Annotated in this window: 7 protein-coding genes; 4 read left to right on the forward strand and 3 right to left on the reverse strand. The window is 68.0% G+C overall.

Going from position 1 to position 15085, the window contains the following annotated elements:
• Positions 1 to 414 precede the first annotated feature (414 nt).
• Genes BJ970_RS31910 through BJ970_RS31920 form a run of 3 tightly spaced genes read left to right on the forward strand, consistent with a single transcriptional unit; the run spans position 415 to position 9595 of the window.
• On the forward strand, positions 415 to 4932 hold the full coding sequence (locus tag BJ970_RS31910; RefSeq protein WP_246472093.1) for a MupA/Atu3671 family FMN-dependent luciferase-like monooxygenase: 4518 nt from the start codon (positions 415 to 417) through the stop codon (positions 4930 to 4932).
• Complete coding sequence (locus tag BJ970_RS37340) at positions 4854 to 8123, forward strand: non-ribosomal peptide synthetase (RefSeq protein WP_221468334.1); 3270 nt, start codon at positions 4854 to 4856, stop codon at positions 8121 to 8123. The genes BJ970_RS31910 and BJ970_RS37340 overlap by 79 nt, the downstream gene beginning before the upstream one ends.
• On the forward strand, positions 8120 to 9595 hold the full coding sequence (locus tag BJ970_RS31920) for a condensation domain-containing protein (RefSeq protein ID WP_184731152.1): 1476 nt from the start codon (positions 8120 to 8122) through the stop codon (positions 9593 to 9595). The genes BJ970_RS37340 and BJ970_RS31920 overlap by 4 nt, the downstream gene beginning before the upstream one ends.
• 54 nt (positions 9596 to 9649) lie before the next feature.
• Here BJ970_RS31920 and BJ970_RS31925 read toward each other — a convergent pair whose 3' ends face one another.
• The 3 genes from BJ970_RS31925 to BJ970_RS31935 form a co-directional block, all read right to left on the reverse strand.
• Positions 9650 to 11458, reverse strand: a complete 1809-nt coding sequence (locus tag BJ970_RS31925) for a protein kinase domain-containing protein (RefSeq protein WP_184731154.1) — start codon at positions 11456 to 11458, stop codon at positions 9650 to 9652.
• A gap of 210 nt (positions 11459 to 11668) precedes the next feature.
• Positions 11669 to 12670, reverse strand: coding sequence for a right-handed parallel beta-helix repeat-containing protein (locus BJ970_RS31930; RefSeq protein WP_184731156.1), 1002 nt, complete (start codon positions 12668 to 12670; stop codon positions 11669 to 11671).
• 402 nt (positions 12671 to 13072) lie between these two features.
• The gene (locus tag BJ970_RS31935; protein WP_184731158.1) at positions 13073 to 14122 is read right to left on the reverse strand and encodes an NAD(P)-dependent alcohol dehydrogenase; all 1050 of its coding nucleotides are present in this window, start codon (positions 14120 to 14122) and stop codon (positions 13073 to 13075) included.
• Positions 14123 to 14218: 96 nt separating this feature from the next.
• Here BJ970_RS31935 and BJ970_RS31940 point away from each other — a divergent pair, with 96 nt between their 5' ends.
• Complete coding sequence (locus BJ970_RS31940; protein WP_184732511.1) at positions 14219 to 14836, forward strand: TetR/AcrR family transcriptional regulator; 618 nt, start codon at positions 14219 to 14221, stop codon at positions 14834 to 14836.
• Positions 14837 to 15085: the final 249 nt, after the last annotated feature.

The raw sequence follows: 15085 nt of genomic DNA on the forward strand, positions 1-15085 counted from the left end.
GACACCCGCCATTCGGCCTACCAATTAGGCCATTTTACGATCAATTACACTATTGACAAACGTCCACGGCTTTCGACTCGGGGATTCCCGTACTCGGTCCGCTCGCCGAACCTTCCCGGACCGCCGCGCAACATATCGGCGGCAGCCGAGTCGTCAATGATCTGGCTCCTTCGCGTACTCGAATCTTCCCTTTCAGGACCTCTCCCCAGGATGCTATGGACACCGGCGCCCAATGCGACCGATACTTGCATCCAACATTCGCACAAGGACTAATGCTGGAATTGCGAAAAGTATCAGCAGACGCCGATGCGGGCTCGTGGCGCGGTTTTCGGCTACCGGTTGGCGGAGAACGTCGGTTTCGGGGTGTCTGCCTCGCGTGGCACGCGAGGAGAACCGCCGGGAGGGCCAGTGGGCATGTGGACGCACCGCATCGCGATCATCGGGATGTCGCTGAGATTCCCGGGAGCGGACACTCCGGAGCGCTTCTGGGCCGACATCGGCACCGGCGCCTCCCGGATCCACCACTTCACCCAAGAAGAGCTGGCCGCAGCGGGAATTCCCGAGAGCGAGCGCGGCGCGCCGGATTTCGTCGCCGCGAGCGGAATGGTGCCCGGCGTCGACCGGTTCGACGCCGACTTCTTCGGCATGAGCGCGCGCGAGGCGGCGATCACCGACCCGCAGCAACGGCTGTTCCTGGAGTGCTGCTACCACGCCCTGGAGGATGGCGGTTATCCGGTTACGGACGACACCATGCGGGTCGGCGTGTACGCGAGCACCGGTTACCGGCTGCACTCGCTGCACAGCTACCTGGCCAACAACCTCGGTGTCGCCGGCTGGGAACCGGGCTGGGCGGCCGCCAAGCAGGTCCAGATCGGCAACTACGGGGACTACGCGGCAACTCAGGCCGCCTACCGGCTGAATCTCACCGGGCCCGCGGTCAACGTGGCCACGGCGTGTTCGAGTTCGCTGGTCGCCGTGCATCTGGCTTGCCAGGCACTGCTGCTCGGGGAGGCCGACCTGGCGCTCGCCGGCTCCTCGGCACTGCACTTCCCCCAGGTGACCGGTCATCGCCACGTCAAGGGCTCGACGATGTCACCTCGCGGGTTGCTCAGCGCGTTCGACGCCGAAGCCGACGGCACGGTCGCGGGCAACGGGGTGGCGGCCGTGCTGCTGAAACGGCTCGACTCGGCACTGTCCGATGGCGACACCGTGCATGCGGTCATCCTGGGCTCCGGGGTGGCCAACGACGGGGCGGCCGACGACGGGACGGCCAAGACCGGGTTCGCCGCGCCGAGCGCGATCGGGCAACAAGACGCGGTGTTGCGGGCGATCGAGGCGGCCGGGGTGCCCGTGGCGACCATCGGCTACCTCGAAGCGCACGGCACGGGCACCCACAAGGGCGACCCGATCGAATTCGACGGCCTGACCAAGGCGTTCCGCCAGCACACCGACCAGGTTGGCTTCTGCGCGCTAGGCACCACGAAACCGAGAATCGGTCACTTGGACAGCTGCGCCGGCATGGCGGGGCTGATCAGCGCCGTGCTCGCACTGCGGCACGGCGTCATCCCGCCCCTGGTTAACTTCCGCAGGCCCAACCCGGCTCTCGACCTGTCGGCCAGCCCGTTCACCTTGTCGGCCGAGTCGCGCGAGTGGCCGGGCTCCGGGCCGCGCCGGGCGGGGGTGCACTCGGTGGGCATGGGTGGCACTAATGCGCACGTCATCCTGGAACAAGCCCCACCCAGCACATCCGCCCCGGCGCCGGCGCGAACCGTGCCGGGACTGCTCCCGCTGTCGGCACGCGATCCGGAAGCCCTGGCGGAGTACGCCTCGGCGGTGCGCGACCATCTGCGAGCACACCCAGACACGAGGCTGGCCGACCTGGTCACCACCCTGGCCCTGGGGCGCCGCCGGTTCGCCCACCGCGTCGCGGTGCCCGGGCACACGATCAAAGAACTGGTCAACGCACTCGACGGCTACCTCAGCGGCGCGACGGATCATCGGTGCAGCACCGGCGTGGTCACCGATTCCCCCGCTGTCGCCTTCGTCTTCGACGGCGAGCAGGCACCTCCGGAGCCGACGGACGAGGCCACGCTGGCCCAGTTGCACTGCTCCGGCGTCGACATCGACTGGGCTGCGCTACTCGATGGCTGCGGTGGCCGGCGCATCCCGCTGCCGCTTTACCCGTTCCGGCGCACGAGGCACTGGGTGGGCCCGTCGTTGCCGGAACTCGCCGAACCCGGACAGAACGGGGACACCAATATCACCGTGGAGGCGGTCATGTCGGATCAGGGGACGTTCGATCGCGTGCTGGAGCGGACGGCACGGCACCTCGGCCAGAGCCCCGACGAGATCGACCCCGAACGGTCCTTTGTGGACCTCGGAGCGGATTCGCTCCATCTTATCGGCGTGCAAGTGGAGCTGGAAGGCGAGTTCGGAGTCAAGATAGGCATGGAGGAAATGCTGGAGGTGGCGCGAACGCCGCGGCTGCTCGCGGAGCTGATCGCACAGCGCCGTGCCCCAGCGGAACCGCCGACCGAACCAGTACCACCAGCGCCAGCCGCCACGCCCACCTCCGCGCCCAGCCCCGAACCGCCTGCGGTGCATGGTCCGCGCGTCACCGTGGCCGCCGGCTCGGGCATGGCCGACACGGCGACCAGTCCGGGGCAGCACGCCCACATCGCGGATTTGACGCGCAGGTTCAACGAACGAACCCATACGTCGAAGGAAAACACCCAGCGCTACCGTGGCGTGCTCGCCGACAGCCGAGCGGTCGTCGGTTTCCGCGCAGCGACCAAAGAAATGCGCTACCTCATCGACGGCCGGTCGGCCAAGGGCGCGCGGCTGGTGGACGTCGACGGCAACGACTACGTCGATATCACCATGGGTTTCGGTGCCCTGTTGTTCGGCCACGAACCGAAGTTCGTCACCGAGGCCGTGCGCGAACACCTGTCCGGCGGGCTGCGCTTCGGCCTGCGCGGCGCGGACGCCGGCGAAGCCGCCGCCCTGCTCGCGGAGCTGACCGGCGCGGAACGGGTCGCATTCGCCTGCACGGGCACGGAAGCCAACTCGGCGGCTATCCGGCTCGCCCGCGCGGCGACCGGCCGCACCCGCATCGTGCTGTTCCGCGGCTCCTACCACGGTCACATCGACTCGGTGCTCGGCCGCGCCAGTGGCGGGGGCACCGTTGCGGTCTCGGCGGGCATCCCAGCCAGCGCCGTGGCCGAACTGATCATTCTGGAATACGGCGACCCGCGCAGCCTTGAGGTCATCGAAGAACACGCCGACATGATCGCGGCCGTCCTCGTCGAACCCGTGCAGTGCCGCAACCCCTCGCTGCGTCCCACGGAGTTCGTGCGTAACCTGCGCGAACTGACCCGCAAGCGCGGCATTGTGCTGATCTTCGACGAAATGCTCACCGGCCTACGGCCCCACCCAGGTGGTGCCCAGCACCACTACGGCGTCACCGCCGACCTGGCCACCTACGGCAAGGCGCTGGGCAGCGGCTTCCCCGTCGGCGCCATCGCCGGCCGGGCCGACATCATGGACTACGTCGACGGCGGTTTCTGGCGTTACGGCGATGACAGCGGGCCACAGCGCGAGACGGTTTTCTTCGGCGGCACCCACATGCAGCACCCCGTCTCGATGGCCGCGGCGCGGGCCGTGCTCACGCACCTGCGGCAGGAGGGCCCTGCCCTTCAAGCGTCGGTCAACGCCAGGACCGACCAGCTCGCCGAGGAGCTGAACCACTTCTTCGTGAACGAGGAGTTTCCGCTGCGGCTGGACAACTTCGGGTCGATGTTCCGCTTCAGTCACCGCGCGGACATGGAACTGCTCTACCAGCACCTGCTGCTGCGCGGTGTGCACGTGTGGGAGTGGCGCAGCTTCTATTTGTCCACCGCGCACACCGACACCGACGTCGAGCACGTGGCCGAAGCCGTGCGCGGTTCACTGCGGGAACTGCGCCAGGCTGGTTTCTTCCCGCCCAGCAGGCCGCGCCCCGTCGCGGTGCCCGCGCGGCGCGAGCGTCCGGCGCCGGACTTCAGCATCTATTTCTTCGGCGACTCGGCGGAAGCGGAATCGGCCGGGTCGCCGAAGAAATACGACCTGATCATGGACACCGCACGGTTCGCCGACGAGCACGGTTTCCACGCACTGTGGCTGCCGGAGCGGCATTTCCACTCCTTCGGCGGCCTGTTTCCCAACCCAGCGGTGCTCGGGGCGGCGCTGGCCGGTCGGACCAGCCGGATCCGGCTCAACGCGGGCTCGGTCGTGCTGCCGCTGCACGACCCGATCCGGGTCGCCGAGGAGTGGTCGGTGGTGGACAACCTGTCCGGCGGGCGCGTCGGGCTCGGTTTCGGCACCGGCTGGCACGGCGAGGACTTCGCGCTGCATCCCGACCGGTTCGCCCGTCGCCGGGAAACCGCCTTCGAGCACCTGGCCGACCTGCGGCGCCTGTGGCGCGGCGATCCGCTGCGCCGCCGCTCGGGCTCCGGAGCCGAGATCGACGTGCGGGTGCATCCCCGCCCGATCCAGGGGCAGCCGCCGATGTGGCTTGCCACGACGGGGCGGGTGGGGTCCTATGAGCAGGCGGGCCGGCTCGACCTCGGCGTGCTCACGAATCTGATGAACCAGACGGTGGAGCAGTTGGCCCAGAACATCGACCACTACCGGCGCGCCCGGCGCGCCGCCGGGCTGGATCCCGATGCCGGCCGCGTCACCGTGCTGCTGCACACCTACCTCGGCGACGACCACGAGGCCGCTCGCGCCGAAGCGCTGGAGCCCATGGTCCGGTACCTGCGTTCCTCATTGCTGATGCGGTCCGCGGCCACAGATTCCGGTCGCAGTGCCGAGGTTTGGCCGCCGCGAGCCCCGAGGACCTGGACGCGCTGTTCCGGCACGCCTACCACCGCTACTGCGACCAGCGAGCCCTGATCGGAACGCAGGAGAGTTGCGCGGGCCTGGTGGCGAAGCTGCATGCGGCCGGGGTCGACGAGATCGCCGCGCTCGTCGACTTCGGCTTGTCCGCCGAGCAGATCTCCGCCGGGCTGGTCCGGCTGGACCGGTTGCGACGCGCGTTCACCACTCCGGCCGAACGCAGCGGCCCGGCCACCACCGCTCAGCGCCGGATGTGGCTGGCCTGTCAGTTGACCGGGGCCAGTGCGTACAACGAGATCCAAGGCGTGCGGCTGCGCGGGCCACTGGACGAGGAGGCGGTGCGCGCCGCACTGCGCGGCCTCGTCGACCGGCACCCCGGGCTACGCGTGGTGTTCCGGCCGGACGGCCGGGACCAGGAACTGCGCCAGGTCGTGCTGGACAGGGTCGACGTGCCGGTGACGGTGAGCGAACACCACTGCCAGGACGCCGATACGGCCATCACGGCGGTTGTGCGAGAGGAAAGCCGCCGCGAGTACGACCTCGCGCAGGGGCCCTTGTTCACTCCGCGCCTGCTCCGGCTGGGCACGGACGACCACGCGCTCATCATCGGCATCCACCACCTCATCACCGATGGGCACTCCGCCGGTCTCATCGCCGCGGACTTTCCGGAGCTGTACCGGGCGGCAGTGGCCGGGGACGCGCCGCGTTTCGAAGCGCCGGGCGGCTCCCCGCTGGACGCCGACCGCCCCGTGCACGATCCCGCCGACCTTGACTGGTGGCGCGCGCACCTGGGGACCGAGCCGCCGGTCCCCCAGCAGCCCACCGACCGGCCTCGTGCCGACGCTGCCGTGGGCATGGGCGCGTCGGTGACAGCCTGGTTCGACCCGAGACGGACCGCCGCGCTGCGTGAATGGAGCGGCACGCAAGGGGTGAGCGTGTTCGCGAGCCTGCTCACCGCGTGGCGGGAGGTATTAAGGCGATTCTCCGGCCAGGAGGAGTTCATTGTCGGCACCACGTTCGGGCGGCGCACGCCGCAGACCAAGAACACCGTGGGCTTCTTCTCGTCGCTGCTGCCGCTGCGCGGGGTGCTGCGCGACGACATGGAGACGGGGGCCGCCGTGCGGGCGGCCAGGGATGCGGTGCTGGAGGCCACCGAACACAGCGGGGTGGACCTGGACGCGCTGTTCACCGAGGTCAACCCCGCACCGGGCACGGCCAGGCCGCTGATGCCCGTCTCGATCGACCTGGACACCGAGGCCCTGCCGGGTATCACGCTGCCCGGTGTGAGTGCGGAGCCGCTCGGGGTGGGCACCGCCTCGGCGCCGCTGGAACTGTCGCTGATGGTCGTGCGCACCGGGTCCGGCTTGCGCCTGAGCATCCGGTACGACGCCGGCCTGTACGCCGAAGCCACGGCGCGGCGCTACCTCGATCACCTCCAGCTCGTCCTGGAGGCCATTTCCGACGGCCGGGCAGCGCGAATCGGCGACCTGCCGATGCTCACCGCCGAGGACGAGAAGCGGCTGCGGGCGATCAGCGTCGGACCGCAGCCGGTACCCCACCACACGACGCTCACCGAGGTACGGCCGGGAGGCGATCGACCGCTGGTGGTCGACGCCGCGGGCCGACACAGCGGCGGAAAGCTGGCCGCTGCCGCGAACGGCGTCGCCGCGCGGCTGATCGAACAGGGCGCGGGACGCGGAGACGTAGTGGCGGTCGCCTTGCCCAGAGGGCACGAGTTCGTTGCGGCTGTCCTCGGCGCGGTCGCGGCCGGCGTGGCCTACCTGCCCCTGGATCTGAGCCAACCGGTGCCGCGACTGGCGGCGGTGCTCGCCGACGCCGGCCCGGTCGCGCTGATCTGCTCGCACGACCTCGACCCGGCGCTGGCACCCGGCGTGCCCCGGCTCCACGTCGGCGGCGATAGTCCATTGAGGACTGTCACCGTGACCGGCGATGACCTGCTGTGCCTGCTCTACACGTCCGGGTCGACCGGGACGCCCAAGGGGGTGCTGATCGAGCACCGCAACGTGGCGGCCACGCTGGCGGTGTTCTTGGACCGGCTGGGTATCACCGGGGACGACCGGCTGTCCTGGTACAGCGCGCCCGGTTTCGACGCTGGGCACATCGAACTGTGGCCCGCGCTCGCCACCGGCGCCGAGCTGCACGTGGTGCCCGACGAGGTGCGGCTTGACCCGCAGGCCCTGGTGGCGTGGCTGGTGCGGCAGCGGATCACCGTCGCTTTCCTGCCGACCGCCGTCGCCGAGGCGGTGCTCGACCAGCCGTGGCCCCGGGACGCGGCGCTGCGGGTGCTGTGCGTCGGCGGCGAGCGACTGAACTCACGGCCGCGCGAGGACATTGCCTTCACCGTGTTCAACATCTACGGCCCGACCGAGTGCTCGGTGTTCTGCTCATGGGGCGAGGTGTCGCCGCGAGGTGTCGGCAGCCCATCGCTGGGCCCTCCCAATCCCGCCCTGCGGCTTGAGGTGCGCGACGCGGCGGGGCGCGTGCTGCCACCGGGCGCGATCGGCGAGCTGCACGTCGGCGGCCCGCAGGTCGCACGCGGCTACCACGGCGACCCGTCGCTGACCGCGCAGCGGTTCAGCACCGACGACAACGGCTGCCGCTGGTACCGGACCGGGGATCTGGTGCGGTGGCGCGCGGATGGCGAATTGGACTTCGTCGGGCGCGCCGATGACCAGGTGCAGATCCGTGGTGTGCGCGTCGAGCCGGCCGAGGTCACCTGTGCGGTGCGCACGCTGCCCGGTGTGCTTGACGCGCGCGTGCTGGCGGAAACCGACGATGCGACCGGGCGGGATCTGCTCGCCTGCCACGTGCTCGCCGAACGGACAGCGGCGGACGGGCTCGGCGAGACCGAGCTTGCTCGGCGCTGGCGTGCGGGGCTGGCCGAATTGCTACCCAGGCCCATGGTTCCGGAGCGGTGGCTGGTGGTGGATCGGCTGCCGTTGACACAGAACGGGAAGTGGGCCCGCCAGGCCGGGCAGGCGAGTGACGACGATCGGATTGCCGCGGCTGTCCGGCAGGTGTGGGCGGAAGTCCTCGGTGTCGACGGATTCGACGACTATGCGCGGTTTTTCGACCTAGGCGGGCATTCGCTGAACGCGTTGACCCTGCTGAACCGGGTACGGGAGCGGTTCGGCGCCGAGTATTCACTGAGCGAGTTCTTCGCCGACCCGACGGTGTGTGGCATGGCGTCGGTGCTGGCGGGGAATCGGATGCGGGGAGAGCTGTGACGGGTGCCGGTGAGCTGGACGATCTTCTCGGCAGGTTGCGTGTGCTCGACGTGCGCTTGGCGGCCGCCGGTGACAAGTTGCGTTATGACGCTCCGCGCGGCGTGCTGTCCCCGGAACTGCTGGCCGAGCTGAAGCGGCACAAACCGACGCTGCTCTCTCGCCTGGCCGGGGCCGTCGTCGACGAGGCACCCGTGTCCGCGCAACAGGAGGCCATGCTCACGACGGTCACGCACCTGCCGAGGCCAGCGGTCTTCAACGTGGGCACGAGGATTTGGCTGACCGGTCGGCTCGACACGCCCGCCCTCGGCAGGGCCATCACCGAACTGGTCGCGCGGCACGTCGGACTGCGCTGCCGATTCGTCCGCGACGGTGCGGGGCGGTGGTCACAGCAGGCGCTGGCGCCCGTGCCGTTCACCCTGCCCGTCGACGACCTGCGCGACGGTCCCGCGGAGCGGGCCGAGGAGATCTGCCTCGAACTGGCCAACACCCCGTTCAACCTCGGCCGGGGAACTATGCCCGTGTGCCGTTTGCTCCGGGTCGGCACCCGGCGGTGGGCGTTGATGCTCGTCACTCACCACATCAGCACCGACGGGTGGTCCCTGTCATTGACGTTGCGGGAATTGGCGGCGTTGTACGGGGCAGCCGTCACCGGGACGGCACCGCAACTGGAGGCGCCCGGCGCGCAGTCCACCGACTACGCGCGCTGGCAACGCGAGCAAGCCGATGCGGGCCTGGACGCTCGTCAGCTTGAGTTCTGGCGCCAGCATCTGGAGGGCGTGCTCCTTGCCGCCGACCTGCCCACTGACCGGCCACGACCTAGCCGGGCGTCCGGTGCCGGGGACACCGTGCGGCTGGAAGTTCCCCACCCGACACGGGCCGCCGTCGAGTCGTTCGCCCAATCCCTTGGTGTGACCCCGTTCGCCGTCACCGCTGCCGCCCTCGGCCGGTTGTTGGCCAGATTGTCCGGCGCCCCGGATGTCGTGCTTCGGATGTCCTACGCCAACCGCGAGCGCCGTGAATTCGAGTCGTTGGTCAGCTGCACCAGGATCGGCGTCGGACTGGTTGTCCGGGCACCAATGCGGGTGCCCTTCACCACGCTTGTCAAGCAGACGTGCGCCGCGTCTCTTGCGGCGCTTGACAACCCGGTGTCCATCGATCGCGTGGTGTACGAGCTGTGTGCGACTGGACGCGGTGCGGAGCCGGACCGGCCGCTCATCGGGTTCGCATTCCAGAACCTGCCCGGCCCAGAGGTGGCCTTCACCGGGCTTGCGACCCGAGTCGAGAACGTCGCCGCGGCCGCATCGCGTGCCGACTTGACCTTCGGGCTCGTGTCGGCCGACGCCCCCGCACGGGGCTACCAGGCTTGGCTGGAGTACACCACCGACCTGTGGGAACCGGCGACCGCCACTAGGCTGCTGCGCGAATACGTCGACTCCCTGGCGGAACTGTGCGATCCGGCGCGAGTGGCGTAGGGATGTGGGGCTTCGGCTCGAACTGGTTGTGCGACAACGTCACTCAGTGACCGCTCAGCGCGGTGGCAGGTGCTCGGCCGCGGACGCAGCCACGTCCCTGGCCATCCCGCAGACCTGATCCAGCGGCTGCGCCGCCCAGACGGTGACCACCAGCTGTTCCCACTTCGGCTTCTGGTCCACGTCGTAGTACTCCCGGTACAGCGCGTTCACCTCGCAGCTGCCGTCATTTTTTGGGGTGACGGTGGCGCTGTAACTACCGAGCTGGACGGGAATGCTGGACGTCGAATTGCCCGGTTCGCCCTGGCTGAAGCGGATGAACAACGCCTTGCCGCCCGAGCCGTACTCCCAGTAGCATTCCCAGTTTCCGAAGCCGGGATCCGTGTTGGCGGGATCGACATCGGGAATCCGGGAAACCACGTTGCCATCGGGAAGCCTGCACGCATCCGCATTGGCAATGGAGTTGGTTCGGATCCGCGTGGAATCCCGGGGGATCTCGCCGGAGCGAAGCACGTCGGCCGCGGTCTTCGTAGCGACATCGGCGATGGCGCACAGGTCAGCCGTGGAACTGCCCTTCACCTTCGCTCTGACCGAGACCATTACCGGAGGGGCGAGCCGTATCCTGCGGAGGCAGGAATCGTTGCTCCGGGGTAGCAGTTCGATGCTGAGTGGCCCCGCTGGTGGCTGCCCGGTCCCGTCGGAGATCTCGAATTGCACTTGGACATCCACGGTGGGCTCGGCGCCCATATCGACAAGAACGTCACAACGATTGAAGTTGCCGTAATCGACGTCTCTGCGGGTCGGGCCGAAACGCTTGAGAGGGTGGGGATCGGTGAGTTTGCAGGGATCAACCGTGCGCGGATCCCCGACCGCCGGAAGCACCGTCGGAGTGTCCGGCACGGCTGTCGAACCTGTCGGTGGCGAACCTGTCGGCATCAACCCGCGGCCGAACCAGCTCACTACCCCGACGGTGAAGGCCAAAACGACGACGGCACCGACTCCCGCCAGCGCAACAAGTCGGAGGCGGCGCCTGCTGGTCGGACCGGTCCTCCCGGGCCCGGCCGGCGCCGGCGGAGGCGCTACCGGGAGCGTCGATCCGGCAAGGAGCCCCTGGAACATGTCCCTGGCCCGCGCCGCCGAGGGGCGCTGGTCCTCCCTGAACAACAGGAGTTGTGACAGCACCAGGCCGAGCGGCCCGGCACGGAAGGTCGTCGGCACCTGGAACGCGGACTCCCGCCGTGGGTCTGAGATCCCCGCCCCAAACGGCAACTTGCCTTCCACCGCATAGAACAGGGTCACGCCCAGGGAGAACACATCCGATGCCGGGGTGGCGGGCATGCCGGCGCCAACCTCCGGCGCGCCGTAGGACGGGGTCCAGGCGAGCGCGCCGGTGTGCGTCTGGGTAGCTCCGGACCAGCGAGAAATACCGAAATCGGTCAGTTTGGCCGTACCGTCCGCGGCGACGAGTATATTGCCCGGCTTGATGTCGCGGTGCACGATTTCGTTGGCATGCAAGACCGCCAGGGCACCGGCGATCTGGACGCCGATATGCGCCACCTGCTTCGGGGACAGCACGTATCCCTCGGCGAGGATTCTGTCCAGGCTCGTCGACTCGAAGTACTCCATGATCAGAAAGCACTCGGCGCCGATGCGCACCGAGTCGAACAACGTCACCGCGTTGGCATGATGCACGCGCGCGGCATTCTGGGCTTCGCGATGCAGTTGCTCGGCGTCACGCACTCCCCCGCCGGGCCTCGCCTGCTTGATCGCGACCACCCGTCTCAAATGCAGATCGGTGGCGCGCCATACGACGCCCATTCCCCCTGAGCCGATCAGATCATCGAGCCGGTAACGGTCAGCGACCATCGCACCACTCCGCATAATCATGCAGTGTAGGGGGAACGGCCCAGGGCCCACGGCACGTTAGGCACGGAATGTGTCATTCGGGGTATCTCCTTCGCCAACTCCAACTCCGCGACCCGTTGTGCGGACAATCGAGGGATTCGCGTGCAGCAGGGGCGTTTTCCCCGCCGACCGTCAGCTTCCCGCCTCCGCCCCGGAATCGCTCCGAACCGCTCAGTAGGTGACGTCGATGTTGGTTAGGCCCTTGCCCGCATTGCGGACCTCGTTGTCTCGGTAGACCACGTTCGGTGCCGACCGGCATTCGCGCTGGTTCGTCACCTTGATCGCATAACCTTCGGCGCCGCCGAGGTCGGCGTTGTTGGCGCGAAATTGGTTCCCGCAACCGAATCCGTCCACGACGGTGTGCGTCTGGTAACCGTCGACCAGTGCGCCGTCGCCACCGAAGGTGCCGGTGTTGCCTTCGACCAGATAGCCGTTGCCTTTGGCATCCAGCCAGGAATCCGCGGAGTTCTCCCCCGCGATCCCCTGCCCGTCGAAGGTATTGCCCCTGACGAGGCCACCCTCGGTGCCTTCCTTGATGTCGATGTGTTCGGCGGCCACGTTCGGCCCCAGCTTGTTGTTCAGCGCCTGATTGCGGTCGCTGCGGTCCGGGCCACCGTTCTCCCCGTACTGGTCCCAGTTGCTCTTCGCCGAGCCGAAGTAAATGGCCTCGCCGTACTGCGGCTTTACCAGGCCGATGTGGTGAATCCGGGATTCCTGGATCAGGTTGTCCGAACTGGAGGTCCGAAAGTGCACGGCTTCCTCGGCGATCTGGGACACTTCGACATTGTCGATGACGACGTGCTGGGAACGGTCGAGGACAATGCCCTTCTTGGCATTGCTGACCGAGAACCCGGTCAGCTTCCAGTGTTCCGCGCCGTCCAGATGCAGTCCGTAGCCGCTGCCGTTGGAAAGAACCGCCGCTAACGGTCCCATGAGCGTGATAGGCGCTTCGGCGGTGCCTTTCGCGGTCGCCACGAAGCTCCCGTCGTAGTTGCCGGGCGCCAGCCGGATCGTGTCGCCGGGTTTGGCGGCACCTAGCGCGGCACGGAGTTCAGCCGCGGACCCGACCGGAATCATGCCCGGGTCGGCGCTAGCCGCCTTGGTGGCGCCGGCAGCCAGGCCGAGAGCGACGCCCATCGAGACCAGGACCGCGCTGCGGAACTTGGAGACCATGACGTATGTCCTCCGCCGGGTCGGAAGAATCGGGTATTCGCGAATCGCCAGCAACGATATCCACAACATTCGGGAGGGGTCCCGAAAGCCATACTGTAATACCCCATGACTCCCGTCAGGCGCACACGCGATGGACGAAGCCCAACAGGTTCACCCGAAAAGATCAACACAAAACGCCCCAGCGGTTCGCCCCATCTTCAACTGCGGCACCACCAAACGTTAAGGCATCCCCTTATTAACAGATCGAGAAAAACCAGGGCGCCCAATGCCCTTTGGCATATTCCCTCGATTGGTCTGGTAAAGTCACGCAACCATCCTTAGTGGACTTATTGGTCGACTGCCGGGCGCCCCGCCGCCCGGCAGGCAGTGCGCTCCTGACCTGCTCAGCCTCCGTGGCCGCCCTCACGCGCCGATCGTGGCGGTGTCGATCACGAAGCGGTACCGCACGTCGCTGTCGGCGACACGCTGGTAGGCCGCGTTGACTTGGTCGGCGGCGATGAGCTCGATCTCCGCACCGATACCGTGCTGCGCGCAGAAGTCCAGCATCTCCTGGGTCTCCGCGATCCCGCCGATCATCGACCCGGCCAGGACCTTGTTGCCGCCCAGCAGCGAGAACGCGTTGTACGACAGCGGCTCACCGGGAGCGCCGACGTTGACCATCGCGCCGCCGACTCGCAGCAGCCCGAGGTAGGCGTCGACCGGGAGCTTCGCCGAGACCGTGTTGAGGATCAGGTCGAAACGCCCCTTTAACGCTTCGAAGGTCGACTCGTCGCCGGTCGCGAAGTAGTCCTTCCCGCCGAGCTTCAGGCCGTCCTCCTGCTTCTTCAGGCTCTGGCTGAGCACCGTCACCTCGGCCCCCATCGCGGCGGCCAGCTTGACCGCCATGTGCCCGAGCCCACCGAGCCCGACAACCGCGACCTTCTTGCCCGGACCCGCGCCCCACTGGCGCAGCGGCGAGTAGGTGGTGATGCCGGCGCAGAGCAGCGGCGCGGCGACATCCAGCTCGATGCCCTCCGGGATCCGGCACACGAAGGCGTCCTTCACCACGATCTGCTGGCTATAGCCACCGTAGGTGTTCTCGCCGTCGAACCCGACGCCGTTGTAGGTCGGGACATTGCCCTGGACGCAGAACTGCTCGGTGCCGGCCCGGCAGTACTCGCACTCACCGCAGGAGTCGACCATGCAGCCGACCCCGACCCGGTCTCCGACCTGGTAGTTCGTCACGGCCGAGCCGACCTCGGCGACCACGCCGGCGATCTCGTGCCCGGGAACCATCGGGAAGATCGCCATGCCCCAGTCCTCGTTGGCCTGGTGGATGTCGCTGTGGCAGATGCCGGCGTAAGCGATGTCGATCAGCACGTCGTCCGGCCGCAGGTCACGTCGCGCGATCGTCGTCCGTACCAGGGGTGCGCCCGGCGACGGAACGGCGATAGCGTGCGTGGTCGTGTTCATGAACCCTCCAAGGAACGGCTGTGCGGCAGGTCCCGTTGTAAGAACCCTCTTACATCAGCGACGTGACAGAGCTCTGACATATTCCGAGTGAAAGATGTGATCCACGACATGGGCGGTAAGTACCACCACGGGGACCTCCGCACCGAGCTTGTGCGCGTCTCGCTCGACCTGATCGCCGAACGAGGCCTGGCCGGCTTCTCGGTCGCCGAGGTGGCACGGCGGGCCAAGGTCAGCGCCGCCGCGCCGTACCGGCATTTCCCCGAGCGGGAGAGCTTGCTCGCGGCCGTCGCGGCAACGGTCGCCTGCCAACTCGCGGAGCGGGTGCGGGTCGCAATGGAGAGCCACGACGATCCCGTGGACGCCCTTGCCGCCGCAGCCGGTGCTTACACCGAGTACTTGATCGAGCGGCGCGCGGGCATGAACGTCATCTATGCGGACGGCCTACAGGGCCCCAAGCACGCCGAACTGCATGAGCAGACGCGACGGCTGACCGATCAGTTCCTGATGCCGTGCCTGGCCGTATCCGACGGACCACGGGAAGCGCTCGAACTGATGGAGCAACTGTTCACCCAAGCCCACGGTTACGGCATGTTCTGGCTCGACGGCGTCTTCACCAAGCAGGGCTACTCCCCCGAACTCGTCGTGCGCAAGTCCAAGATGGCCGCACGCATCGCCATCGCAGGCCACCGGCACCCCCCTGGCGCGGGCGATTAACGCCCTTGGCCGATCAGGGCACGCCGGTCGCGCAAGAGCCGCCAATTTTAGGCGAAATTGGAAACCACCACCGCCGACCACCAGAAGAACAGACACGAGAGCCCTTTTTCTCTAATTCTTAATGGCTGAACGTGCATAGTTGTTGCACGCGCGAGGCGCGCGGTTTAGGGCGGGGACCTGGCTGGCACATACTACGGTGCGTTGATCGTTTCGTCCTAGTACGAGTGTGAGCCGAGTGGGTGTTGTTGC

Origin of the sequence: Saccharopolyspora phatthalungensis, assembly GCF_014203395.1 — a bacterium.
Lineage (GTDB): Bacteria > Actinomycetota > Actinomycetes > Mycobacteriales > Pseudonocardiaceae > Saccharopolyspora > Saccharopolyspora phatthalungensis.

Excerpts from the sequence above, each read along its gene's own strand:
- BJ970_RS31910 (WP_246472093.1), top strand. The coding sequence starts at position 415 with ATGTGGACGCACCGCATCGCGATCATCGGGATGTCGCTGAGATTCCCG.
- BJ970_RS31925 (WP_184731154.1), bottom strand. The coding sequence starts at position 11,458 with ATGGTCGCTGACCGTTACCGGCTCGATGATCTGATCGGCTCAGGGGGA.
- BJ970_RS31930 (WP_184731156.1), bottom strand. The coding sequence starts at position 12,670 with ATGGTCTCCAAGTTCCGCAGCGCGGTCCTGGTCTCGATGGGCGTCGCT.
- BJ970_RS31935 (WP_184731158.1), bottom strand. The coding sequence starts at position 14,122 with ATGAACACGACCACGCACGCTATCGCCGTTCCGTCGCCGGGCGCACCC.